Source organism: Paraburkholderia sp. EG304 (assembly GCF_046543485.1).
Lineage (GTDB): Bacteria > Pseudomonadota > Gammaproteobacteria > Burkholderiales > Burkholderiaceae > Paraburkholderia > Paraburkholderia youngii.
The window spans coordinates 1-25322 of the sequence record NZ_JBKGUA010000061.1; the positions used below are offsets into that span (position 1 = coordinate 1).

At 58.9% G+C, this 25322-nt stretch carries 23 protein-coding genes; 17 read left to right on the forward strand and 6 right to left on the reverse strand.

The features are described 5' to 3' along the window. Window positions 1-499: 499 nt before the first annotated feature. Window positions 500-1381 (reverse strand): GyrI-like domain-containing protein, encoded by an 882-nt coding sequence (locus tag ACLFKU_RS37030; protein WP_410852485.1) that lies wholly within the window; start codon window positions 1379-1381, stop codon window positions 500-502. A 333-nt stretch (window positions 1382-1714) separates the two neighbouring features. Here ACLFKU_RS37030 and ACLFKU_RS37035 point away from each other — a divergent pair, with 333 nt between their 5' ends. Together ACLFKU_RS37035 and eutC are read left to right on the forward strand one after the other, a co-directional pair. Next, entirely contained in the window at window positions 1715-3109 is a 1395-nt protein-coding gene (locus ACLFKU_RS37035; protein WP_410852486.1) for an ethanolamine ammonia-lyase subunit EutB, read from the forward strand. Continuing rightward, window positions 3106-3897, forward strand: coding sequence for an ethanolamine ammonia-lyase subunit EutC (gene eutC, locus ACLFKU_RS37040; protein ID WP_368587343.1), 792 nt, complete (start codon window positions 3106-3108; stop codon window positions 3895-3897). The genes ACLFKU_RS37035 and eutC overlap by 4 nt, the downstream gene beginning before the upstream one ends. Window positions 3898-3930: 33 nt before the next feature. On the opposite strand, the gene ACLFKU_RS37045 is transcribed toward eutC, so the two are convergent. Next, window positions 3931-6375, reverse strand: coding sequence for a heavy metal translocating P-type ATPase (locus tag ACLFKU_RS37045; protein WP_410852487.1), 2445 nt, complete (start codon window positions 6373-6375; stop codon window positions 3931-3933). A gap of 81 nt (window positions 6376-6456) precedes the next feature. Between ACLFKU_RS37045 and cadR the strand changes: the two genes are divergently transcribed. The 6 genes from cadR to ACLFKU_RS37075 all read left to right on the forward strand — a co-directional run bounded on the left by cadR (window position 6457) and on the right by ACLFKU_RS37075 (window position 11989). Beyond that, a complete protein-coding gene (cadR, locus tag ACLFKU_RS37050; protein ID WP_368587360.1) occupies window positions 6457-6888 on the forward strand; it encodes a Cd(II)/Pb(II)-responsive transcriptional regulator in 432 nt (143 codons plus the stop codon). Between the two features lie 125 nt (window positions 6889-7013). Then, the gene (locus ACLFKU_RS37055; protein WP_008918000.1) at window positions 7014-7214 is read left to right on the forward strand and encodes a hypothetical protein; all 201 of its coding nucleotides are present in this window, start codon (window positions 7014-7016) and stop codon (window positions 7212-7214) included. Between the two features lie 23 nt (window positions 7215-7237). Then, window positions 7238-8641 carry an ATP-dependent RNA helicase DbpA gene (gene dbpA, locus ACLFKU_RS37060; RefSeq protein ID WP_410852488.1) on the forward strand — a complete coding sequence of 468 codons (1404 nt, stop codon included), beginning with the start codon at window positions 7238-7240 and terminating at the stop codon, window positions 8639-8641. Between the two features lie 328 nt (window positions 8642-8969). Continuing rightward, the gene (locus ACLFKU_RS37065) at window positions 8970-10124 is read left to right on the forward strand and encodes a pyridoxal phosphate-dependent aminotransferase (RefSeq protein ID WP_410852489.1); all 1155 of its coding nucleotides are present in this window, start codon (window positions 8970-8972) and stop codon (window positions 10122-10124) included. Between the two features lie 64 nt (window positions 10125-10188). Further along, complete coding sequence (locus ACLFKU_RS37070; protein ID WP_176109853.1) at window positions 10189-10983, forward strand: ABC transporter substrate-binding protein; 795 nt, start codon at window positions 10189-10191, stop codon at window positions 10981-10983. 139 nt (window positions 10984-11122) lie between these two features. After that, window positions 11123-11989 carry an AraC family transcriptional regulator gene (locus ACLFKU_RS37075; RefSeq protein WP_410852490.1) on the forward strand — a complete coding sequence of 289 codons (867 nt, stop codon included), beginning with the start codon at window positions 11123-11125 and terminating at the stop codon, window positions 11987-11989. A 49-nt stretch (window positions 11990-12038) separates the two neighbouring features. On the opposite strand, the gene ACLFKU_RS37080 is transcribed toward ACLFKU_RS37075, so the two are convergent. Next, a complete protein-coding gene (locus tag ACLFKU_RS37080) occupies window positions 12039-12626 on the reverse strand; it encodes a LysE family translocator (RefSeq protein WP_410852491.1) in 588 nt (195 codons plus the stop codon). Window positions 12627-13061: 435 nt separating this feature from the next. On the opposite strand from ACLFKU_RS37080, the gene ACLFKU_RS37085 reads away from it, so the two are divergent. Both ACLFKU_RS37085 and ACLFKU_RS37090 read left to right on the forward strand, forming a co-directional pair. Continuing rightward, entirely contained in the window at window positions 13062-13343 is a 282-nt protein-coding gene (locus tag ACLFKU_RS37085; protein ID WP_041734235.1) for a hypothetical protein, read from the forward strand. 26 nt (window positions 13344-13369) lie between these two features. Continuing rightward, window positions 13370-14887: a diguanylate cyclase gene (locus ACLFKU_RS37090; protein WP_410852492.1), complete on the forward strand. Its 1518-nt coding sequence runs from the start codon at window positions 13370-13372 to the stop codon at window positions 14885-14887. A 111-nt stretch (window positions 14888-14998) separates the two neighbouring features. On the opposite strand, the gene ACLFKU_RS37095 is transcribed toward ACLFKU_RS37090, so the two are convergent. Next, complete coding sequence (locus ACLFKU_RS37095) at window positions 14999-15661, reverse strand: complement resistance protein TraT (protein WP_410852505.1); 663 nt, start codon at window positions 15659-15661, stop codon at window positions 14999-15001. Window positions 15662-15758: 97 nt separating this feature from the next. On the opposite strand from ACLFKU_RS37095, the gene ACLFKU_RS37100 reads away from it, so the two are divergent. From ACLFKU_RS37100 to ACLFKU_RS37115, 4 genes are read left to right on the forward strand one after another with little or no spacing between them, the layout of a single operon-like run. Continuing rightward, a complete protein-coding gene (locus ACLFKU_RS37100) occupies window positions 15759-18071 on the forward strand; it encodes a hypothetical protein (RefSeq protein ID WP_410852493.1) in 2313 nt (770 codons plus the stop codon). After that, window positions 18058-20211, forward strand: coding sequence for a hypothetical protein (locus ACLFKU_RS37105; RefSeq protein WP_410852494.1), 2154 nt, complete (start codon window positions 18058-18060; stop codon window positions 20209-20211). Before ACLFKU_RS37100 ends, ACLFKU_RS37105 begins: the two co-directional genes overlap by 14 nt. Then, window positions 20195-20731 (forward strand): hypothetical protein, encoded by a 537-nt coding sequence (locus ACLFKU_RS37110; protein ID WP_410852495.1) that lies wholly within the window; start codon window positions 20195-20197, stop codon window positions 20729-20731. The genes ACLFKU_RS37105 and ACLFKU_RS37110 overlap by 17 nt, the downstream gene beginning before the upstream one ends. Further along, complete coding sequence (locus ACLFKU_RS37115) at window positions 20728-22185, forward strand: tyrosine-type recombinase/integrase (RefSeq protein WP_410852496.1); 1458 nt, start codon at window positions 20728-20730, stop codon at window positions 22183-22185. The genes ACLFKU_RS37110 and ACLFKU_RS37115 overlap by 4 nt, the downstream gene beginning before the upstream one ends. A gap of 117 nt (window positions 22186-22302) precedes the next feature. On the opposite strand, the gene ACLFKU_RS37120 is transcribed toward ACLFKU_RS37115, so the two are convergent. Next, window positions 22303-22617, reverse strand: coding sequence for a helix-turn-helix domain-containing protein (locus ACLFKU_RS37120; RefSeq protein ID WP_410852497.1), 315 nt, complete (start codon window positions 22615-22617; stop codon window positions 22303-22305). A gap of 202 nt (window positions 22618-22819) precedes the next feature. On the opposite strand from ACLFKU_RS37120, the gene ACLFKU_RS37125 reads away from it, so the two are divergent. The 3 genes from ACLFKU_RS37125 to ACLFKU_RS37135 all read left to right on the forward strand — a co-directional run bounded on the left by ACLFKU_RS37125 (window position 22820) and on the right by ACLFKU_RS37135 (window position 24802). Further along, window positions 22820-23488, forward strand: coding sequence for a hypothetical protein (locus tag ACLFKU_RS37125; RefSeq protein ID WP_410852498.1), 669 nt, complete (start codon window positions 22820-22822; stop codon window positions 23486-23488). 69 nt (window positions 23489-23557) lie between these two features. Beyond that, the gene (locus ACLFKU_RS37130) at window positions 23558-23758 is read left to right on the forward strand and encodes a BPSL0761 family protein (RefSeq protein WP_410852499.1); all 201 of its coding nucleotides are present in this window, start codon (window positions 23558-23560) and stop codon (window positions 23756-23758) included. Window positions 23759-24190: 432 nt separating this feature from the next. After that, window positions 24191-24802, forward strand: a complete 612-nt coding sequence (locus tag ACLFKU_RS37135; protein ID WP_410852500.1) for a hypothetical protein — start codon at window positions 24191-24193, stop codon at window positions 24800-24802. 255 nt (window positions 24803-25057) lie between these two features. Here the strand turns inward: ACLFKU_RS37135 and ACLFKU_RS37140 are convergent, their stop codons facing one another. Next, the gene (locus ACLFKU_RS37140; RefSeq protein ID WP_119566610.1) at window positions 25058-25261 is read right to left on the reverse strand and encodes a hypothetical protein; all 204 of its coding nucleotides are present in this window, start codon (window positions 25259-25261) and stop codon (window positions 25058-25060) included. Window positions 25262-25322 lie beyond the last annotated feature (61 nt).

Here is a 25322-nt window from a genome sequence, read left to right on the forward strand (position 1 = left end):
CGCCATGCGGCAGTTCGCGATCCTCTACGAGGATCGCTTCACACGACCCAACAGCTAGAATGAAATTGATCGCCTGCCACGCCTGAAATGTTCAGACGCCTTGCACACAAAAATTCAGACACTCCCACCGAAACCCTCGACGATCGAGCGCAACTTATCCACATCCCCCTCTGGACAACCTTTGTAAAAGCAGCCGAACACCTTGTGGGTGAAATCTTGATAAAAGTCGAACGTTTACAGGCCGACAAAAAATTCTCCCTGGCTCCGTTAACCTGTCCGCCCGGGCTCCCAAGGGTTATCGATTCCGCAGCGCATTGATCCGTAAACGAACTTCCAGGTTATCCACAGCCGAACGCGTCGCTTGTTAACTATTACTACGTATACATATACAAAGACTATAAAAACCAGAGAAGCAGGGCAGCCCGCGCAACGTATACGTGCACAGCGACAGCAACATCCCCACAAGCAGGGGAAGAGAACAACAGCCCAGCCGCCTCACTCACCCCAACGGCAAACAAATCTCCGTAACCAACTCCGCCGGCGGCGTCTCCTTGGGACTATTCAAATACTCCTCAAGCACCGGCGCATCCGCCGCCTCTCGTCCAGACTGCACGAGCCAGCTCCCGTATAGCCACTCATAAGCCGCCCGCATATCGCTATACGGTCCAACATGCCGCAACACCGCATACTGCCCACCACGTATACGCGTGACAGAAACCGCCCCACCCACCCCAACACCCGCTGCCACTTCAGCCATCAGAGGCCCCGGCAACAACACCCCCGCCTTCGACCGCAACGCAGCTTCCTCAACCACCCCCGGATCATCGAAGTAAACCCCGATCATCCGCATCTGCCCCGCAAGCAGATTATGTTTCGCAAGCCACCCAAACAACGCATCAAAAGCCTTGCCGATCTGCATATAAGGCCCGACATGATCGACCGACAGAATCTCCATCGGCTCCACATAACGAATCACGACCTCACGAATCGTCGTCATCTGATCGTCTCCTGAGAGCGCCGGCCGAAACCGGCTATGAGTGCCTTCCCTTCGATACTGCGCCGGCGGCACGCCAAACACCGCGCGAAACGTCCGCGAAAACGACTGCAAACTGCCATACCCCGAACGCTCGGCGATCTGGGCAATCGGCATCGAACTATTCGCAAGAAACCCCGCCGCGCGATGCAACCGCAAGCGCCGCACGGTCGTCGCAACCGTCTCGCCATACATCGCCTGATAAATCCGGTGCCAGTGATACGGTGACAAACAGGCAATCTCCGCCAGCCGTCCGATATCGAGCGGTTCGTCGAGGTGATCGTAGATATGGTCGAGCACGCGTGCGAGTCGCGTTTCGTATCTAGCCCGATGATCTGATTCGTGCATGACTGGCTGGACCGCAGAAAATTGGCGCGAGAGGATGCGGACAAAGTATCACGTCGGCGCGTGTCGGCCGTTTACCAAAACCTGCGGATTTAACGCGGTCCACGACAAGCGGATTAAGCGCCTGTTGAGCGCGCATTGCGCACCCGCGCAAGCGGCAGTGCCCGACGCAGCACCGGTAATCAGCACCAACCCCGCAACGTGACGCTGCCCCAATTTGGCGCTATCGTGTAATACGTCCCACCAGTAGCAAGCAGCAAGCAGCAAGCAACCCGCAGCATCTAACCGCCGTTCCCATTCCTACCCGCGTCCGCGCGAAGCGATGGAGCCGCAAACATGAGCTACACGGAGTCGATCGGCAGTCGCACGTACCGCTTCGCCGATCTGAAAACCCTGCTCGCAAAAGCGAGCCCGCAACGCTCGGGCGACCAGCTCGCTGGCATTGCGGCAGCAAGCGAAGAAGAACGGGTCGCGGCCAAAATGGCGCTAGCACAAGTACCGCTGCGCACCTTCCTGAACGACCCGCTGATCCCTTACGAAGCCGACGAAGTCACCCGCCTGATCATCGACGATCACTCGGCCCAAGCCTTCGCCGAAATCTCTCACCTGACGGTAGGCGACTTCCGCAACTGGCTGCTGAGGACCGCAACCGAAACTGACGCACTCACCCGCATCACCCAAGGCCTCACACCAGAAATGGTCGCAGCCGTCTCGAAACTGATGCGCAACCAGGACCTGATCACCGCAGCACGTAAACGCCCGGTCATCACCCGTTTTCGCAACACGGTAGGTTTACCCGGCCGCATGTCCGTACGCCTGCAGCCTAATCACCCAACCGACGACGTCAAAGGCATCGCCGCCTCGATGCTCGACGGCCTGATGTACGGCTGCGGCGACGCCCTGATCGGCATCAACCCCGCCAGCGACAACCTCGCCGCGATTACAAAACTGCTGCAGATGATCGACGACTTCCGCCAGCGCTATCAGGTCCCGACGCAATCATGCGTGCTGACGCACGTGACGAGCACGATCGCCGCGATCGAAAAAGGCGCGCCGGTCGATCTGGTGTTCCAGTCGATCGCCGGCACCGAGAAAGCGAACACGAGCTTCGGCATCTCGCTCGCGCTACTGCAGGAAGCGTACGACGCGGGGTTGTCGCTGCAACGCGGCACCGTCGGCAGCAATCTGATGTACTTCGAAACGGGGCAAGGCAGCGCGTTATCGGCCGATGCGCACTTCGGCGTCGACCAGCAGACCTGCGAGGCGCGCGCCTATGCGGTCGCGCGCAAGTTCGAGCCGTTCCTGGTGAACACGGTGGTCGGTTTCATCGGCCCCGAGTATCTGTACGATGGCAAGCAGATCACGCGCGCGGGTCTCGAGGATCACTTCTGCGGCAAGCTGCTCGGCGTGCCGATGGGTTGCGACATCTGCTACACGAATCACGCGGAAGCGGATCAGGACGACATGGACAACTTGCTGACGCTGCTCGGCGTCGCGGGCATCAATTTCATCATGGGCGTGCCGGGTGCGGACGACGTGATGCTCAACTATCAGAGCACGTCGTTTCACGACGCGCTGTACGTGCGCGATGTACTCGGTCTACGGCGCGCGCCTGAATTCGAGGAATGGCTGGAGTCGATGCAGATCATCGACGAACGCGGCGCGTTGATCGGCGCATCGGCGCGGCAACCGCTGCTCGAAGGCGCACGCGACTGGATGGGGATCGCATGAGCGAGAACGATGCACTCGACAAGGACCCGTGGAACGCGCTGCGTCGGTTTACGCAGGCACGCATCGCGTTGGGCCGAGCCGGTAACAGCCTGCCGACCGCGCCATTGCTCGCGTTCAATCTCGCGCATGCGCAGGCACGCGACGCCGTGCATCATCCGCTCGATGCGGACGCGCTGCACGCGCAACTACAGGAACAAGGTTTCAACACGCTCGATGTGCATAGCGCCGCGCCGGATCGCGAGCATTATTTGAGGCGACCTGATCTTGGGCGGCGTCTGTCGGATGAGAGTCGCACGACGCTTGCGCGCCTGCCAACGCAATCGAACGATGTACTGTTCGTGATCGGTGATGGCCTATCGGCGTTTGCCGCATCGAAGCAGGCTGTACCGTTGCTGCAAGCAATACATCCGAAGCTCACCGATTGGACCATCGGTCCCGTGGTGGTCGCGCGTCAGGCACGTGTCGCACTCGGCGACGAGATCGGCGAATTGCTCGACGCGAAAATCGTCGTGATGCTGATCGGCGAGCGGCCGGGGTTGAGTTCGCCGGATAGCCTCGGCATCTACATCACGTACGCGCCGAAAGTGGGTTGCAGCGACGCGCAGCGCAACTGCATTTCGAACGTGCGCCCCGAAGGGCTCGACTATCCCCAGGCCGCGCACAAGCTGCACTATCTGCTCACGCAGGCGAGAACGCTTAGGCTCACGGGAGTGGGTCTGAAAGACGACAGCGATGAGCTGCTGGCAAGCGCGTCGACGCAACCAGCCGTGAGCGACGGTTCAACGTAGAGGTCGCAACGAGCGTAAACCTCGCACGCCCACTCACTTGCGCAACAACCTCAACCCATTCCCGACCACCAGCAAGCTCGCACCGACATCGGCAAACACCGCCATCCACATCGTGCCGAAGCCCATCAACGTCAGCACGAGAAACATGCTCTTGATGCCCAGCGCGAGCGAGATGTTCTGCACCAGCACCGCGTACGTCGCTTTCGACAGCCGGATAAACGCCGGAATCTTGCGCAGATCGTCGTCCATCAGCGCGACGTCGGCGGTCTCGATCGCGGTGTCGGTTCCCATCGCACCCATCGCGAAGCCGATGTCGGCGCGCGCGAGCGCGGGCGCATCGTTGATGCCATCGCCGACCATGCCGACCGTCGCGCCATCGCTGGACCATTGCGCGATCGCGCCGAGTTTGTCCTCGGGCAACTGATCGCCGCGCGCTTCATCGACGCCGACCTGCTGCGCGATCGCCTCGGCGGTGTGTCGGTTGTCGCCGGTCAGCATCGCGGTGCCGACGCCGAGCCGCCGCAATTCGGCGACGGCGGCGCGGCTCGTGTCCTTCACCGTGTCGGCCACCGCAAACAGCGCGAGCACGCGCTGCGCGTCGGCGAACATCACAACGGTTTTGCCCTGCCGTTCGAGCGCATCGAGACGCGCTTCGAGTTGCGGCGAGCAGCGGCCCAGTTCTTCGACCAAGCGATGATTGCCGAGCCAGTACCCGATACCGTCGATATCACCGCGCACGCCGCGTCCAGCGATCGCTTCGAACGCATCGACGTGCAGGTGTTCGACGCCGTCGTCATTTGCGGCAGCAGCAATCGCGATCGAAACCGGATGATCGGAGCGGCCCGCAAGACTTGCCGCAAGCGTGCGGTATCGCAACGTTTCACCCGTATCGCCAACCACCTCGAACTCCGTCTGCACCGGCTTGCCATGCGTAATGGTCCCGGTCTTATCGAGCGCGAGCCGGGTCAGCTTGCGCCCCCGTTCGAGGTAAACGCCGCCCTTGATCAGAATCCCCTTGCGCGCCGCGGCCGCAAGCCCGCTGACGATCGTCACCGGCGTCGAGATCACGAGCGCGCACGGACACGCGATCACGAGCAGCACCAGCGCCTTGTACACCCACGCGTGCCACGCCCCACCGAATACGATCGGCGGTATCAGCGCAACGGCGAGCGCAATCGCGAACACGATCGGCGTATAGACGCGCGCGAATTCATCGACGAAGCGCTGTGTCGGCGCCTTCGTGCCCTGCGCCTCCTCGACCGCGTGGATGATGCGCGCGAGCGTGGTATTGCCGGCGGCCGCCGTCACGCGATAGTCGAACGAGCCCGCCTGGTTGATCGTGCCGGCGAACACGGCGTCGCCGGTCGCTTTGTCGATGGGAAGGCTCTCGCCGGTGATCGGCGCCTGATCGACGCTCGAGCGGCCCGCGACGATTTCGCCGTCGAGCGCGATCCGCTCGCCCGGCTTCACGCGCACGAGCATCCCCGGCACGACCGTGTCGACGCGAACGAACTGCCAGGCGCCATCGGGCTGCTGCACGCTGGCTTCGTCGGGCGTAAGCCGCATGAGTCCTTCGATCGCGTTGCGCGCGCGGTCGAGCGAGCGCGCTTCAATGAGCTCGGCGATCGTGAACAGCACCATCACCATCGCCGCTTCGGGCCACTGACCGAGCAAAGCCGCGCCGGTCACGGCGATGCTCATCAGTGCATTGATGTTCATGTTGCCGTTGCGCAGCGCGATCCAGCCCTTTCGATACGTCGTGAGGCCGCACGAGACGATGGCGACGATCGCCATACCCGCCACGACCCAGGTGGGCGCGCCGAGCCAGCCAGCGGCTTCTGAGGCCCCCGCGACGATGCCGGCGACGATCAGGGGCCACCATGGCTTGCGCATGGCATCCGTAATCGGTTGGGGTGCCGCGTTGGCGTTCGCACCGCTGCCGGCGTCGCTTGCGAGTTCGGGCGTGAAGTCGAGCGAGCGCAGCGCGGCGAGAACCGATTCGAGCGCCTCCGGCGCGTGGACCACGGTCAGCACGCGCTGCATCAGGTTGAAGTGCATGCCTCGCACAGCGGGCATGCGGTCGAGCTTCTTGCGGATCAGCGCTTCCTCGGTCGGGCAGTCCATCTGCAGGATGCGGATTGCGGTGCGCAGATCGTCGCCGACAGCTTCGGAAGGCGGCAGCCGCAGCGACGCCGGCGCGAACGCGGTGGAAGAGGCGCAGCAAGCGCCAGCAGCGTGATCATGGGCATGGCCGTGCTCATGATCATGACCATCGTGATGATCATGTCCTTCATGCCGATGACCGCCGCCCACGTCGGCGCCACAGGCATGTTCACCGCCATGCGCATGCCCGCACCCGTCACCCGCGCCCCTGCCATGAGCATGATCGTGGCCCGCATCAACGTCGCCGCAACCCCCGTGCGTACCGGCTTCGTCCAGTTCCGGACGGTCCGTGGCAATACGGCTGGTATCAGGCATTGGTGGCTTCCTCGTGCGATTTGTGGTCTAGTAAACACCTTGAAGCCACTACAAGGTCAAGGCCGCGTGGAGGAGGGGGTCATGAAAATCGGCGAACTGGCGAAAATCGCCCATTGCACGACGGAAACGATCCGTTTCTACGAGAAAGAGCGCCTGCTGCCCGAGGCGGAGCGCACTGAAGCCAATTACCGCAGTTACACGGCAAAGCATGTCGAGCGCCTGCGCTTCATCCGCAATTGCCGCGCGCTCGACATGACCCACGACGAAATCCGCGCATTGCTGCGTCTGACCGACGCGCCGGCGAACGGCTGCGGCGGTATGCATGCGCTGATCGACGAGCACGTCGCGCACGTCGACACGCGCATCGAAGAACTGCAGCAGCTGAAAGCGCAACTGTCCACATTGCGCGATCAATGCCACGGCGAGCATCCGGTCGAAGACTGCGGCATCGTGCACGGCCTGACCGACATGGATGTGGCCGTGGCGCGTCCGCGGCATACGCACCTCGGCTGACGCCGCGCCGGCCTTCGAACGACGCTGTCGCATCACGACGCAGCGCCGGCGCAACCACCCCATACACGGCAAGGCCGCGCGTGCGACCTAGCCGATCGATCATCGAATCCAGTTGGAGAATCAACGTGTTCACCTGTAGAAACCAGTCCTGCGGCGCGCAGTGGGAGCAATCCGACGTCGTCATCAAGAACGAAGGCCAGGGGCTCCTGTTCCGCTGCCCGCTGTGCGGCGCGCGCAACTACGTCGAGCGTTTCGACGGCGACGACGGCGAGGTGCTGTACGAGCAGCTGCCGGGCCGCCCGGATCAAGGCCCGATGGCCGAGTAATCGCGATTCCTACAGACGACCCTATGAACAGTCCCACCCCCGCCGGCGCCGCATTCAGCGAGCTGCCGCTACCGCCCGCGACGCTCGCGAATCTGACGCAGCTCGGCTACGTCGAAATGACGCCGATCCAGGCCGCCAGTCTGCCGATCGCGCTCGGCGGCCATGATCTGATCGCCCAGGCGAAAACCGGCAGCGGCAAGACCGCGGCGTTCTCGCTGGCGCTGCTCGCGCGTCTCGACGCGCGCAAGTTCGACACGCAGGCAATGGTGCTATGCCCGACGCGCGAACTCGCCGATCAGGTCACGCAGGAAATCCGCCGACTCGCGCGCGCGGAAGAAAACATCAAGGTGCTGACCTTGTGCGGCGGCACGCCGATGCGTCCGCAGACCGCGAGCCTCGAACACGGCGCGCACGTCGTGGTCGGCACGCCGGGCCGCATCATGGATCACCTCGAACGCGGCACGCTCGTGCTGCAAGCGCTGAACACGCTCGTGCTCGACGAAGCCGACCGCATGCTCGACATGGGTTTCTTCGACGACATCGCGAAGGTCGCGCGGCAATGCCCGAAAGAGCGGCAAACGCTGCTGTTTTCGGCGACGTACCCGGAGGGCATCGCGAAGCTGAGCCAGCAATTCCTGCGAAACCCGAAGGAAGTCAAACTCGCCGAGCGGCACGACGACAGCAAGATCCGTCAGCGCTTCTACGAGGTGACCGAAGACGAGCGACTGCACGCGGTCGGCCTGTTGTTGAACCACTACCGTCCGGTCAGCACGATCGCGTTCTGCAACACGAAGCAGCAGTGCCGCGATCTGCTCGACGTCCTGCGCGCGCAAGGCTTTCATGCGCTCGCGCTGCATGGCGAACTCGATCAGCGCGAGCGCGATCAGGTGCTGATCCAGTTCGCGAACCGCAGCTGCTCAGTGCTCGTCGCGACCGACGTCGCCGCGCGCGGCCTCGACATCGCGCAACTCGAAGCGGTGATCAACGTCGACGTGACGCCGGACCCGGAAGTGCACACGCACCGCATCGGCCGCACGGGCCGCGCCGATCAGGAAGGCTGGGCGCTGAGTCTCGCGAGCATGGACGAGATGGGGCGTGTCGGCGGGATCGAGCAGGCGCACAAGCGCGACGTCGAATGGCACAAGCTGGACGAGCTGAAGGCGGCCAGCAACGAACCGCTGCTGCCGCCGATGGAAACGCTGCAGATCCTCGGCGGCCGCAAGGACAAGATCCGTCCCGGCGACGTGCTCGGCGCGCTGACCGGCGACGCCGGTTTCGCGGGCTCGCAGATCGGCAAGATCAACGTCACCGACATGTCGACCTATGTCGCGGTGGAGCGCAGCATCGCGCGCGAGGCGGTGCGCCGGCTCAGCGCGGGCAAGCTGAAGGGGCGCAAGGTCAAGGTCCGTCTGATGGACGAAGCCTGATTCACGAAGCGCCAGCTTTCCTTGAAAGTCCGATAACTCGAGAACGGCCGCGTCTGCGGCCGTTCTTGTAAGCAAACCGCTCAGCATCACATTCCTTCATACCTACGCGGTTTCCGGCATTCGCCACCGCCTCCCCACAAATCACGATCCGCTGACTTCCCGGGCGCGCAGCGGCCAACCGCGACCCATGACGAAAACGCATGCCACGCATGACAAAGTTTCGATTGTGACCATTCTTTGGCTGATGCCTAATCACCACACTGGAAGGAACGCTCCGCCGCCGCCGTTTCGCGCGGCCGCCAGCGGCTGAAGAAAGGGAGAAAGTCTTATGCAGAGCGCCATGCAAGCCCGCTCGAAACTGCCGGACGTCGGCACCACCATTTTTACCGTGATCGGCCAGCTGGCCGCGCAGCACGATGCATTGAACCTGTCGCAGGGCGCGCCGAATTTTGCGCCGGACCCGAAGCTCGTCGACGGCGTCGCGCAGGCGATGCGCGCCGGTCACAACCAGTACGCGCCGATGGCCGGCATCGTCGCGCTGCGTGAAACGCTCGCCGACAAGGTCGAAACGCTGTACGGCGTGCGCTACGACCCCGCCAGCGAAGTGACGGTGCTCGCGAGCGCGAGCGAAGGGCTCTACTCGACGATCAGCGCGCTCGTGCATCCGGGCGACGAAGTGATCTACTTCGAGCCGTCGTTCGACAGCTACGGCCCGATCGTGCGCCTGCAGGGCGCGAAGCCGGTCGCGATCAAGCTGTCGCTCGATCACTTCCGCGTGAACTGGGACGAAGTCGCCGCGGCGATCACGCCGAAGACGCGCATGATCATCGTCAACACGCCGCACAATCCGACCGCGACGATTTTCAGCGACGCCGATATCGAGCGGCTGAAGGCGCTCACGCGCGACACCGACATCGTGATTCTGTCCGACGAGGTCTACGAGCACGTGGTGTTCGACGGCGCGAAGCATCAGAGCATGGCGCGCCATCGCGAACTCGCGGAGCGCAGCGTGATCGTGTCGTCGTTCGGCAAGTCGTATCACGTGACCGGCTGGCGGGTCGGCTATTGCCTCGCGCCCGCCGCGCTGATGGACGAAATCCGCAAGGTCCATCAGTTCATGGTGTTCTCCGCCGATACGCCGATGCAATACGCGTTCGTCGACGCGCTCGCCAATCGCGACAGTTACCTCGGCCTGTCCGACTTCTATCAGAAGAAGCGCGATCTGCTCGCGCGTGCACTGCGCGAATCGCGCTTCGAGCTGTTGCCGAGCGAAGGCAGTTTCTTTATGCTCGCCCGGTTCCGCGGCTTCTCCGATGAGAGCGACAGCGATTTCGTGCTGCGCCTGATTCGCGATGCGCGCGTCGCGACGATTCCGTTGTCTGCGTTCTACACCGACGGCACGGATTCGGGGCTGATTCGCCTGAGTTTCTCGAAGGACGACGCGACGCTGCTCGAAGGCGCGCGGCGCCTGTGCGAAATCTGAGCGCGCGAGAGCACACTCCAGGTATCGAAGTGATCAAGGTATTCGAAGAAAGAAGGGAGGCGTTATGAAAATTCTCAAGTGCTTGTTGGCGCTGGCCTGTGCCGGCGCGTCGCTCGCAACGTGGTCGGCCGCCAGCGCCGCCGATACCGCGACGCTGCGTTTCGGCCTCGAAGCGCAGTACCCGCCGTTCGAATCGAAAGGGCCGAACGGCGAACTGCAAGGGCTCGATATCGACGTGGGCAACGCGGTCTGCGCGGCCGCGCATATGACGTGCAAGTGGGTCGAAACCTCGTTCGACGGCCTGATTCCGGCGCTGCAGGGTCGCAAGTTCGACGCGATCAATTCGGCGATGAACGCGACCGAACAGCGCCGCCAGGCGATCGATTTCACGACCGTCGTCTATCGCGTGCCGTCGCAGCTGATCGCACGCAGCGACAGCGGTCTGCAGCCGACGCCTGAGTCGCTGAAGGGCAAGCGCATCGGCGTGCTGCAAGGCTCGATTCAGGAGACCTTCGCGAAGGTGCATTGGGAACCGGCCGGCGTGACCGTGCTGCCGTATCAGGATCAGAACCAGGTCTATACCGATCTGACCGCGGGCCGTCTCGATGGCACGCTGGTGCTCGCGCCGGCCGGACAAACGGGCTTTCTGTCGAAGCCCGAGGGCAAAGGCTATGCGTTCGTCGGTCAGCCGGTGCGTGACGACAAGATTCTTGGCAGCGGCATCGCATACGGCATTCGCAAGGGCGATACCGCGCTGCGCGATCAGTTGAACGCCGCGATCGCGAAGGTGCAAGCCGATGGCACGGTAAAGACGCTCGCCGCGAAATATCTCGGCAATATCGACGTCAGCGCGAAGTAACCGCGTCGCGTTCGGCCGGCGGCGCCGCTTGCGGGCGGCGTCGCGCGTTCGCTTGTTGGTCGTGCGTTTGACGGCTAGGATACGTAGGCTTCGCGAAGTCGCAGACAACGGCGAAGTCGGCGGATCAACCGGAGAGCGCATGAGCGAGACGATCGAAGCGGCAGGCGCTGCGAACACCGCACGCGCAAAAGGCGCAGACGCGCCGCGTTTCTGGCGTAGCGACGCGCTGCCGTTCATCGAAGCGCGTTCCATCGACGATGGCCGCAAGGTCTGCTACGCCAAACATTCGCACGAAACGTTTTCGATCGGCGCGGTGACGGGCGGCCGCAGCGTGTATCTGAATCGCCACGCGCGAGAATGGATCGGCGCGGGCGCGGTCGTGCTGATGAACCCCGACGATGTGCACGCGTGCAACCCGGTCGCCGGCGAGCGCCGGTCGTATCGGATGCTGCACGTCGACGTTGCGTGGTTCGCGAAACTGCAGCACGAGCTGGGCTTCAACGAGAACCATGCGTTCCGCGCGTTTTCGCAGATCATGACGCTCGACGCCGCGCTGTTCGACGGCCTGAACCGGCTCAGCGCGATTCTCACCGGCAACCACGACGACATCGACGCGCTGCGCAAGGAAAGCGCGGCCATCACTTTCTTCTCCAACGTGCAGCAAACGCTCAATCCGGCGAGCTTGCCCGAGCGTGCCGCGAGCGTCCAGCTCGCGCGTGCCGCGGAGTACATCGCCGAAAACTGCACGCGCGCGCTGAAACTCGACGACGTGTGCGCAGCCGCCGGGCTGTCCGCTTCGCATCTGATCCGCGCGTTCAAACTGCGCTACGGCATGACGCCGCACGCGTATCTGATCAATCGACGCATCCAGTACAGTCGCGCGCAATTGCGGCGCGGCGCGCCGATCGTCGATGTCGCGCTCGATGCCGGCTTCGCCGATCAGGCGCATTTGCAGCGAACCTTCAAGCGGCTGGTGGCAGCGACGCCGGGACAATATCGCAGCTAGGCGTGACGCGGCGTGGTGAAGCCGCGTCGGCAAGCAGCCGCGACTCGCGTCACTCCACGAGCAGATAAATCGCACTGAGCGCGAGCAGCGCGGCCATCACGCGATTGAACACGCGGACTCGCTTCGCCTCACGCAGATGCCTGCGCAAAAACGTGCCGGCATAGGCCCAGCTCGCGATCGACAGATAGCAGATCACGAAGTACAGCGCCGCGAATTGCCAGACGAGCCCGCCGTCGCCGCCTGCCGCATATGCGCCCATGCCGGCCAGCGATGCGAGCCACGCCTTCGGATTGAGCCATTGCATCGCCGCGCCGTGCGCGAACGACGGCCCGCGCGCCGGCTTGTCCGCGCCGAGCTGGCCGTTATCGATGCTGAGCTTGTAGGCCATATAGAGCAGAAAGCCCACGCCCACCCATTTGACGATCTCGATCAGATTGGGAAAGCGCGCGAGCAATTCGTGCAGGCCAAGGCCGATCAACAGAAGCAGCAACGTGAAGCCGACCGTCGCGCCAGTGACGTGCCGCAGACTCGCGGCGAGCCCGTGCTGTGCGCCGGCGCTCAGCGCGACGACGTTGACCGGGCCGGGAGAAATGGAACTGGCGAGCGCGAACGCGGCCATCGAGAGTAATGCGGTCATTGGATGCCTCGAAACGTGAGTGTGCGAAAGAATTGCGACGCTCAACGGTAACGAGACGCTAAGGGCATGTATTGAAGGAAATTGCCCCCATTCGCAACCCAAACATAATCCGACGACGGTGATTCGATAACGAACACGCGTTTGAATTTAGAAGTAATTACGCGCAAACGTTACCCCAAAATTAATTTCTAAATTATTAGGCAAATGGTACCGATCGATAGCTATGATATGTCCCTATGCAGCGTGCAAGTGTATTCGTCCCGATAAACAGGTCGAGACCTCGAAAAACCGCGATACAGGGCTTAACGACTGACGCGCAAAAAGTTAAATGCATCGGGCGCGCGGTGAATGCTTTGCATCAGTATCAATAGGCTGGTCCGTTTCTGCTGGAAACGACCAGTCGAATGGATAAAGGGAGTGCATGTGGGTCCCCATGTGAGCAGGCAGAAAATTGCGGACGAATTGAACGAGCTTTGTCTCGCCTTATTCGACGGCTGGTGCGAGCGCAGATGCGTGATTCCGCTCGCGTATCTGCTGCACGTCTGGCCGATCGTCGATGCGACGCAGCGCTCGTTCAAGCGATTGCGCGACAACCTGCGTGATCTCGAATGCTGGCACCTGAACGACCTGTCCGACGAAGATAGCGGAAGGATTCGCTATCTGCTGGGTGTTCTGTCCCAACAAACCGGAAGCGTAGTGAGCACTTCGACAAACTGACTCCCGCCGTTGGAAACGCAGAGCACATGATCCACAGAAGAAAGGGCCGGTTTCGCGTGCTGATTGCACGGGCGCGCCGATGGCGGGTGCCGCGCGATGGCGTCATCTACGCCGGATGCGGCGTGGTGCTGGCAATGCTCTCGTTGTGCGGCTATACGCTGTATCAGAGCCGCGAGGATGCGATCGCGCGTGCACTGGATTCGACGCGCGATGTCGCGACGATCACCCAGCGCGACATCGCGCGCAATTTCGAGTTGTATTCGCTGTCGCTGCAGGCCGTCGCCGATGGCCTCGGCCGTCCGGGCGTGCTCGATTCGCCGCGGTTGTGGCGCGAGATCCTGTTCGATCGCGCGGCGACCGGGCAATACGTCGGCGCGATGGTAGTGCTCGACGCAGCGGGCAACGTCGTGATCGATTCGGAAAACGACGTGCCGCGCAGGGGAAATCTCTCTGACCGCCAGTACTTCACGATTCATCGCGAAGATCCGAACTTCGGGCTCTATGTCAGCGCGCCGTATAACTCGAGACTCAGACCCGGTTCGCGCAGCATCGCGCTGAGCCGGCGACTGTCGCGGCCGGATGGATCGTTTGCGGGAATCGTCGCGCTCGGTATCGATCAGGAGTATTTCGCGAGCCTGTTCGCTGACTTGCGGATAGGGCAGCACGGCTCGGTATCGATCGTCAGAACGGACGGCAAGATTATCGTGCGACGGCCCGACGATCGAAACGTAACCGGCACCGATATCAGCAAGACGGAGTTCTTCCAGCGGCTGCTCGCGAAAGACGAGCGCAGCTTTATCGCGCCTTCGCCGCTCGATGGCGTCGAGCGCCTCTACTCGTTCAGACGGATTCCGCAATTGCCGCTGATCGTGCTGGTCGCCGATTCGACTGCCGATATCTACGCGGGCTGGTGGAAGCGCGCGCTGACGATCGGTTCGCTGATGCTGATTCTGGGGATCGGCGTGATCGTGTTGGCGGCGTGGCTCGGCGCCGAGTTGCGGCGGCGACAGCGGGTGGAGCACGAGCTCGAACGACTTGCCGGCACGGATGGCCTCACCGGCTTGCCTAATCGCCGCGCACTGTGCGAAACGCTCGACCGCGAATGGCTGCGCGCGCGCCGCACCGGCAGCGTGTTGTCGCTGCTATTCGTCGATATCGATCACTTCAAAGCCTACAACGATACGTATGGTCACCAGGCCGGCGACGTCGCGCTGACCGCGGTCGCGCGCTGCATCCGCGGGGTGATCCAGCGGCCGGGCGATTGCGTCGGCCGATACGGCGGCGAGGAGTTCGTCGTGGTGCTGCCGGATACCGACGTGACCGGCGCCGGGGTGGTCGGCGAGAAAATCCGCGCTGCGATCGGCGAGCTGGGCATCGCGCACGTGGGCTGCGAATTCGGTCGGGTGACGGTCAGCATCGGCGCGACCACGTCTCGTCCGGATCGGGTGACGGATGTGGGCGCCGTCGTTCGGGCGGCCGATGAGGCGTTGTATACGGCCAAGGCCGGTGGCCGGAACATGGTCGCGCAGATGGGAGTTGGGTGACCGGTCGCTCGTGATGGTTGTGCGCCGGAAATGAAAAAGGGTTGCGACGCTTTCGCGTGCAACCCTTTTTAAATTTCCGCGTCGTGCTAACTGACGCTAACGGTCGACGACTTAGAACGGGCCAGCGATCACGCGCACCAGCCCACTACGCAGCGGCGGCGCGGCTTCAGCGAACTCGAGATTCACCTTGTTGGCGACGCTCAGGATACGAGTCTGATACGTACGATAGTTCGTATCTTCGCTGTACGTTACGGTCGTGCCGCCGCTACTGCCTTGGCGCAGATTGTGTGTGGAGTCTTCGCGGCTCGCTACACCATTGCGCTGGCGCTCTTTGATTTGCACGTCGGTAATGGCGGTGTAGTACACGTCTTTAACCGCCGCGTTGGCGACCAGCTCGATCAAACCGCCAGCGAGGGCCGCGCCAGCGATCGGCGCCGCACGCGTGCTACCAAGCGATGCCGCAGTGGCTGCGCCAAGAAAGGCACCGCCAAGAGGGGCGCCATATCCGCCAAATGCTTGCTGGGCTGCCGACGGAGCCACCTTGCCGACCTGCAGGATGTTCGCCTGAAGAATGTACTGCGCGTGTTCGGGGTCCCCGACGATGCGGTATCCCTTGTCCGAGACGGCCGCTTTCACTTCGGCCGCGATGTCGAAGTCAGGCTTGTCGGAGGTATTGCGGATTTGCACGAATACCGTCTTCTTCGAATCGGCGACCGGGTCCAGGAAGATCGTGTCCGACATCTTGGTCTGGACATCGAGGTCGCGCTTGCTGATCGCAACCTGCGTGTTTAGCTTTTCTGCTACTCTTGTCCATAACTACTACTGCCCTGATTCATAAGGATTTTTTCGCCTACGAAGGAGGGTTTTCGGAATGACGATTGTCAAGAATCTGCGATGGGTGCGAGAAATCACGCCTACCGTCATCACAAATTCCTTTCTCACGGCTGCTCGTCGAACTCTTCCCGAAGATAGCTCGACGGTCCAGCGAACCTTCCCAGCTCTCATTGGGCTTCTCGATATATTCCTACGCGTCACCGGCCAGAGACTAACGATGCGATTAGTCGGGACGGAAAGGTTCGACGACATTGGTAGAGGTTTTATCGGCGCGATTCATTGCGACACTTTCCTGACAGTATCGGACCAAGAAAGGGAACGACTGCACTCTACATGGGTTCGCATCGCATTCGAACTGGCTGTACGGCGCGGAAAGACCTGCCCTCTCCCCCCGCCGACGACTCTTCGATTCTGGTCGTGGGAACTGTGCGACTGCGTTCGATTCTTCCGGACCCTCCCCATCAACGACGAGGAAGCTCGCAAACTTCAAATTTGGACAGTACGAAATATTCACGGAGAAGAGCGCAGACTCAAGCTTGACGGGCTACGCGACAGGTTCGGCGAAGGATTTGCAACAGCATATTTTGAAGTCGCTGACACCTACTTCTCTGGAAGAGCGCAAGACAGCGTTGAACACATCAACCACATAGCGGCCTTTTTAGCCAGTTACCCAGATATTACGTTGGAAAGGCTGCATGATGACAAATATTGCATTTCGCTATGGTCAGATTTTCTAACCTACTACATTGAAACAAGAATTAAAACCGCACGGATTGACACGATAGCGGTTTCGTGGCGCAACGAGGTTCATAATTTTCTCGTGAGACATCTATTTAAATCCGGCCTCGCCAGCAAGCCATCCACATTAATCGACCTTCCCCTCAAAAAGGCAAGTGGCCACCCGAAACACATCGTCGAAGATTCAACTGGGCTTCTTTATACCGAGAAACTTCTGACGGCCATACCGCTCCAACTGACAGACCACGAAGCCATCGAAGTTCTCTTTGGAAGAATTGAGCGCTCTGTGTCCATCATCACCAACTGGGCCGAACGAGAGAGAACACGAATAGTTACAGCCCTGAAAAATAGGAAAAAATGGGAAAAGGCTGGAGACCATGGACGCGCAACGGGCGGCTCACCATATCTAGTTTCCAGAAAAAATCCCGCACACCTTATAAATGCGAGCGCAACAATTGCATATTTCGGAGGTTATGTTACCCGCTACGATTGGCCCGCGCTAGTGGAGTTACTACCGTCAGGTTTGCGTCAGCTTGCTTTGGAGCTGGGGTTTCCTACCGCACAGAGCTTATTGCCGTTTGCAACCATTCTCGTCCAGGAACATTCGCAAATAACTCCTGCAATGCTCGAGCAATTAGAAATATTCGATGAAAAAGGCCGCTTGGCGAATTTCTTCGAAGATGATGAAGGTTGGATGCTCCGATGCGCGAAGATGAGACGCGGTCCTGTCCACGCAGAAGAATACATACGTCTCAACAAACGTTCTGCTGCGGTAATTATAGAGATTCTTGCTTTAACAGATGCACCACGCAAGTATCTTAAACAGAGGGCCAATCCAGATTGGCGATATCTATTCATCACAACCGGAAGCGCATTTGGCTTCCCTAGGCGATTGAAGGATTTCTCGACGTGCACCTCAATGCCGAACCGAGTCGACAACCTCATAGCAAGCTTCGAGTCCAGTTGCGAGCTTCCTCACGCGCAGGTTGAAGACTTGGTCCGATGCTTCAGTCTGCCAGCATTGCGCGCCAGCATTGGTGTCCTCGAATACATAAAGACTTGCTCCGCAGAAAAGATGGCTGCGAAGCTTGGTCATCATGTATATGACGCGTCGCTGCTCTCACACTATCTTCCTGACGCAATTCGGAACTTCCTACGTGTTAGATACGTAAGGATTATGCAGACCGGCATCATCGTCGAAGCAATGAAGAGTAGCCCATATCAGCTCGAAGCGAGCGGATTTTCCTCTGCCGAGGAATTGAGCAAATTTCTGAATGCACATACCATTCGATATACGCGAAATCACCCCCCTGTAAAAGGACTAATTGACGGGAAGCCCATCGCCGAAAATATCGAAACAGAGTACACGCACGTCGCCTTCAATATTTCCGTCGATGTACTTACAGTATATACAAGTATTGCCGCAGCATTGAGCGACTCAAAGAGGACACCAACTGCTACTGCCGTTTTCTGGAACAACATCGGGCGTCGCCTCGTCGCATATATCGATGAAAAGCGTACTGCAGAGCCAGAGCATTGGGAAATGCTCAACCTTGCACGCAACTATACTAATCCCGATTTAGTCTCTCACATCGTCTATGGCCAAGCATAGAAGCGCCGCCGACCGCGCGCGCAAAAACGACGCCTACTTAAGCGAGATTCAAGACTTCATTGAAAAATCGCGCTCACCACTCACATCCAATGTCCCCTGGCGGACCGGTGAGTTGTGGGACCCAGTTTGGTACTGCTCCTTTGGGAACAGAAACTCCTTCGAGATTGACTGGCGCATATCCCTAGACAACGGTGTCTCTCTTTGCGAACGGACAGTATTCTCCGAGCAATTACGGACGTGGGTCTGTGCTCAGACTCACCCATCAGTTACGGGGTTACCTTTTCTAAATCCGGTTGTTGCGAGCCAGGCAATCAGCGAGGCCCTGCGTCTTGCCGACTATTTTATCCTTTATCATCCAGCGGACGAACTTGCACAGTATGGTTTCGCGTCTTTAAGCGAAGGAGAGCTGTTTGAACTTCTCGCCTTGCTCGCATCGAACAGCGAGACCCGCTATTCAATTTACCGTTGGCCTGAACGACTCTTAGAGTTTGTCAATGACCTTGTTGAACAGACCCTCACCGACGCAGACATCCGCAAGCACAAGAAAGAATTTCCAGAAATATCGTTCGTCGGCACGGCACCAGAGGACTGGCTGCTACCATTCGAGAGCGATGAACAGGTCGTGCACGCGAGAATTGCCTTACTGAAAAATGATTTCTATAAGCGAGCGTCACTCCCGAAGAGCTACCAGTACTCACCACACTATCTTAATATATCTGGAAAAATTTACGCCAACACCTTGCGCGGAAAGACAAAGCGCGTTATTCACGCCCCGGAGCTAGCCTGGGGGAAGGACGCAATAGTCAAAAGGGAGCGTTCCTCGGTATTTGTTCGGCAAGACAATGAGGGAGCCCCTCTTTCAGAGAGAACCCTCTTGGGATACTGCTATCGGCTAAAGACGCTCTCTTCCCTACCTCATATTGATGGGAAACCCAGTGCTCCCAGCCCAGCAGTTTTGTCCACATTGAACTCAAAAAATATCAGAAATCTGATACTAACAACCCCCGCAGGAAGATTCAAATCAATCCCAACAGCCCATATATACACTGCTGTCCGCAGTGCCATTACATTCTTCCTAGAGCATGCGGACCATCTATTGGAAAGCTATATTTCAATTTCACTAGCGCTGTTGATTTCCGGAAACCGACCATCCATTCTCGCGCGAAATTTCGACATCACGCAATTCCTTGAAAGAAAAACTGTCGATTGCGGAATCACATCATACTCCATTAGCAGGAGATATGGAAAAGATGAATTGGCGGAACCCCATCGGGGCTACATCAAATCGAAGGAATACTTTGCAAGGTTGAGAAAAAACGAGGGACTAGTGGATTGCATACGGGTTTTGTACGGTGCAATCGCTGTCACACTGGGCGCGCTGGTAGCTCGCAGGCGCAGTGAGAACACTCGCTTGCATGCAGACGAGTATCTGGACGAGACCGAGACTTTTTTGATTACACACGCTGCGAAAACGGGGTACGGAATTCATCGTCAGAAACTTGCAATTCCAGTCCCACTTATCGTTGCACGGATGCTGAACAGGTTAGAGAAGTTTCAAAGGGACCTTATCAAGCAACGCCTTCTAGATGAACCGACGGAATTGCTTTCATTCCCAAGTTTATTTCAACCCGGCGCATTGGTTTCCTCATCTAACATAGAAGCAGCAATCGACTGCTTTCTGGACTACATCGAAATGAGCTGCGACGAAGAGGGGCGCAGGTACTACCTTCGGTTCCATCCTCTTCGGCGATTCTTTCCGCAAACATTCATGGAGAGCGGGCTACCGAACGCTAGAGAGATTCTGAGCGAATTCCTCGGGCATACCAATCCTGAAGAAGTGTGGACCTATCTCCTTGAAGTTTGCCCGGGCGACGCAATCGAACGTGCCGCCGCGCAAACAGCAACTGCGCAGCTGCGCGACGGTAACGAAGCATACGCTGAACTCGCAGCCTTAGTTAGGGCGACGTTCGGAGTCGGCGATTTTTGGGCGCTCAGCGATGAGCAGATGAATGGATACGTCTTGCGCCTGCTCCGAACGGGAGAAGCTTCGGTCACGATGGAGTATCTCCATACATCAGACGGCGTGCGGCATAGGATGCTGATGAAAGTGAAGGAGAGCGGAGATGGCAAGACCACTTAGGGCGGACTTTGACGCATCCATACAAAACCTCAACCGACTGCTCGCAGACGCGAAGTGCAAGGCGTCTGAGTTCGTGAACGACAAGGAGTTACACCGCGCACTCGCATCTCAAGGCGCTCTTGCAAAGTTTTCCAGGCCGAGCAAGAACATCATCGCGCTATCGCTCAATACGCTCAAGCGTCGAAGTGATGCACTGTTTGCTTATGGTTTTCCTGGACTCGATAGCGAGCGGCGACAAGCCAAGGAGGCGATAGAGAGAGAACTAAAAAGAGCCGCCAGAATGGGAAAGCGAACCAAGGAAGCTCTAACCAATGAGAATCGTGATTTGCGAACGGAAGTTATTGAATGTCGCAAGGAATTGGCCAAGCTTAGCGGGGCACTCTACGAATCCATTCGATACGGGCGGATATGTGCGGAGCAGTCACAAAACCCGGCTTCAGCGATTCAGTACGAAAAGCATATCAATGAATTGCTCGCTCGCTTCTCATTACCAAGACAAAATCGCGGGTCATCAGAATGAAACCTTCTGACGGAAGAAAGCAATTGTACTGGCGCAATAAGACTCTTGGTTACGACGAGGCATACGCCAACCTCGACGACCCGCGACCTTCGAAGCCCCGCAGTCGCGGCTCCGATAACGTATACGCAGAGCAAAAGCATTCAATCGACAACATCCCGTTGTTCTTCTGGCCCGACGGGCACTACTGCCTCGAAGCGTCTCTATTTGTCTACCATCTCTTCACGAAAGGTTACTCCACCCTCGGGGGTGGTGGCTCGTTAGTAACCTATGCCGCCTATCTAAGCCATCTAGTCAGATACTGCTATAAATCGAATATAGATTTCTGCAAGATGTCAAATGCACGATTCTCCATGTTCATGAAAGCACTACGCGCGGAAAATATAGACTTCAGCGCGAATAGCCCCAGGAAAAGACGTCGACAGACTATTATTCGAATGGGCAGGCTGTATCTCTCATTCTTTGACTTCGTAGGTCAACTCCACGGCATTACTGCCATGGTCGAAAGCAGGCTCGGTGGTGAACGTCGCCGCTCAAATATCCTCACGCGCAACGGTTGGGTGGCAAGCGAATATTGGCATCACCGGAGCTTCCCGAGCAAAGACGAAATCCGGCGCCGCCGACCGCTGTCTAATAAATCGATGAACGCACTGTTCGAAGCGAATACAAGAATACCTAGCACTACATATAGGCGAAAGCGGAGATATGTGATGCTGCTTTTGCTCAGAGCAACTGGATGCCGCCGAATCGAAGTCGCCATGCTTCGCGTCTCGGCAATAAGAAGCGCTCTTAAGCAAACAGGGGATTTACTAATGCTCTCGTTACCGAACGTGAAGCAGCATGGCGTGAGAATTCGTAAAGTTCCCATCAGCCGCGGCGACCTTCTGCAAGTCGACAAATACATCAAGTTCGACAGGCCACAAGCGCTTCTCAACCGGCATGCTCAAGGACGAGACACCGGTTATCTCTTGCTCAATGAGCGAACGGGCACCCCGTTAACACCCAATACGATAACGGCTGAATTCTCGTTCATCGCAAAAGCCGCCGGACTTAGTGGCCCAGCCTGCGCACACATGCTTCGACATCGCTATCTCGTGAATCTCTTCATGGAGCTAATCGTCGAGTCGGGTGCACGCGACACAGAACAGTTTCAAGGTCTTTTATTTTCAACAGATACGCTGTCATTCAAACTGCGCGAGCGGAGCGGCCATATGAGCGACGCAGGGGTCGAATGGTACACCAAATTAGCTTTATCTCAGCTTCTGCATCTGGAGAAGTCGCTCGGACAAGCGCAAGCAGCTGAAATAATCAGAAGCTTCCCAACATCGCTTCAAGAGCTAGAACTCGAAATTGCGGCGGAGAATCTGGACGACAGGGAAGCACTCTCACGATTCCGTGCATGGGCAAAACAAACAACAAACGACATTTCGGGGGCACTGAGCGCGGGCGATGACTAATATCGTCCTCTATACGGAGTGCATCACCTTTTGGCTCATCTCCGCACGCTGGAATCCGGCAGCCCATCCTCGAGCCTACGTCACCTGGCGCTTATCTCGGTAAGCACTCTCCGCCCCCTATTCGTCCGTGGGCTGAACAGACTTCTTCGGACGGCCCCGTTTGGGCGGTGCCGGCTCCTCGCCACTCTCCTTCAACAATTCGATTTCGGTAACGCCGAGCGCTGCGGCCAACGAAATAAGAGTGTCGAGGGTAATGTTCCGGTGTCCGCGCTCGATTACGCTGAGCTGCGTACGATGCAAGCCAGCACGGTCCGCAAGTGTCTCTTGGGACATGCCTTGTTTGTCTCGAAGGAGCCTAAGGTTCTTCGCGATAAGCCCCTGCAGTTCGAGGCGGCGCGGGGAAGCATTCTCTGCCATATGGGGCAGGAGCATCCCGCATTGTAGCGTTGAAATCTACAGCTTATAAAATGTCATTTTATAAAATGGTATTGTTTACACTACATATCGTTCCCGGTACACTGCGCTCGCAACGGGCTAGCGCCCGTTCGTATGCCGCGCTACCGTCGAATGTCAACGACCTCTGACGTACGCGCCGGCAGCAAACTTCACTTTCACAATCGCTTCAGCGAGGGATGTGTTCGTCCTGCAGCAAAGCAATGACGGAGGATTCGTGGTGACTGCTCCTCGAGCACAGCGTCGCACGCAGTCGGGAGATAACTCACCCGCAGTGCGCCGGCTGGTGAAGTCGGTTGAACCCGTAGACACCGAACTGAACCCCAAGCCCCGCTTGTGGATGGCGAACAGCAGGCAGGAAGCACTGTTTTCTTGCTTCCCGCTGTTCTTTCGCGCAGTGCATCATCCTGAGTCGTACCTTGCGAACATCTCGCACTTTGGTATTCAGTGCGGCGTTGGCTGGTACCCAATCATTGAAGCGCTGGCGCGCGACATTGAGGCCGAGCTTCGCACCTTGTGGCGGGAGCAACTCCAGTTTCCGGAGCAAATCGCCCAGATGGATAGGGCACTCCTGCACGGCCGGGCCACCTATCCCGCGCTTCCCCTCTGCACCGACATCACACAGGTCGGCGGCGAACTTACGGTAGTTCTCCTCAGTGGACAGCTGTGTCCCCCGGATGTGGAATCGCGCATCCGCGCGCATGTGCAAATCGCAGTCACCGGCGCCCGGCACATATGCGAGAGCTGCGGCAAGCCTGGCGAACTTCGGAAAGGTTATTGGCATCGCGTCTATTGCGACGAATGCATCGCCCCAGTCGCCGACCTGGTTCCAGCCGACTCGCACGGATAAGCCAGCGAAAGTTGCGCCCCTGCGCGTGCAATTGCACCGGCAATTTCGACGTATATTTAGCGATATCCCATGACCACAGCATATGAGCGCACGAAGGCAGTCATCGAAGCGCGTAAGCTTTTGCAACTGCTTGGCTCGCCTACCAACACCACCGCACGCGACGCAATTCAGGACACCGCACTGTTACTCCTCCGGCACTATCCGCTGGACATCGACCTTGAGATATCAGCCGCGGCATTGCCGGGAATCTGGGCCGTTCCTCCGCGGTAACGTACTGGCGCGGCAGGACTCTCAAAGAAGATTGTGGCGGCTCGCTGACGTGGTGATGCCGCAGTGCGCAGCGAGATGACGCGGCAATATCCGGCATCTTCGGCAAGCTGTACGGGCCAGAATCGCATCAGCTTCGCCCCGCGCGTTCTTATCCTTTCAGTCGCGGAATGCCTGGTCTACGAAGGAGTACAAGATGCACTCAGACAATCACATCGACCTGGAGATTGCCCTCCGCAAGTTTCACGAGCTGGCGATGGCCGAAGGTGATTTGGGCTACGCGTATTGGTACGAAGTCGGACGGCTTCTACAACGAGCCGCTAACATGCAAGCTGAAATAGATTTGCTTTGCAAGGAGTTGGAACGGTGTCGCGCAACGCGCGCCAAAGCTAACAGAGCCGTTAAGCAGCACCGGCAGAGTGCGAGCAAGGCGAGATGACGCAGCGACTCCAGGATGTTGTGGGAAAGTTATACAAGCCACTGGCGAATGGCGTGCGCCAAGTATTCGCACTGTCGCGAGGTGACGCCGAGAAGCTGCCGCGGCTGCCCTCGATTGCCGTCATCTCAGTCACCGCACCGGAGCGCCCGCCCGCCAGCCTCGATGGCTTCGCCCATCTGCTGCGTCTGAGCTTTGCAGACGTGGACTTCTTGAAGCCTGACCTGTCCAGAAAGGCGACGGAAAACCTCACTCATGCGTTCACCCCAGCGCACGCTGACATGGTTCGCTCGTTCGTCGAATGCCTGCCCGACGAAATCACCGCGATTGTCATTCACTGTGAGGGCGGCTACTCGCGGTCATGCGCCATAGCACTCGGACTTCATCGGCTATATGGGTACAACGTGGAAATGGAGCATCTCGCTCACGCGAATTCTTCAATACTTCGTGTGATGACCGGGGACAACCGCATGGACCGTAGTCAAGCAGAACACGGCCAGCTGGTCATGTCGGATGATGCAGAGAAGGGACTAAAGGACGCGCTTGCAAGCAGGACCCGGTCCGAAAGAAATTTCCGCAAAGCGCTGCGACGGTCCGCCCCTCGGAAATGAAGCCGGTCGCCGTCTTAAGAACTGGCTAGCGATTAAAAATTCGGCTTACGCTCTGTATCAACTGAACACGTGCGTTCTCAGCCTCGAGCCACATCTCGTCCTGCTCGACGGCTATCTGCCGCCCGAATTGCGTCCGCGTGTAGTCGGCACGACCCGCTGCATCAAGCCGCGGCGCAGCTATGTGCACGACGGCACTGAGCGCATGCATGTCATCACAAGCTACACGTACGGCAGACCGCCGCGTGACGTGCTCTATCATCCCCCGCGCTTCTTCGCCATAACCGCCCTGATGTCCTTCTCGCTGACCTTGCCAGTCTTGTCGCGCATCACCTTCAGGGTCGTATTCGGCCCGAAGCCCGGAATGGGATTCGGCAAGTTCTTGTTCATCGTGTTGCCATGTTTCAGGTCAATCTTCCCATCCTTGTCACGATGGCGACCATCGAGCCCTGGTTGCTTCATGGTAGCGCTCCTTGTGGTTTTGAACATGAGAACTGCTCTACAACACCTGCAACCCTGACCT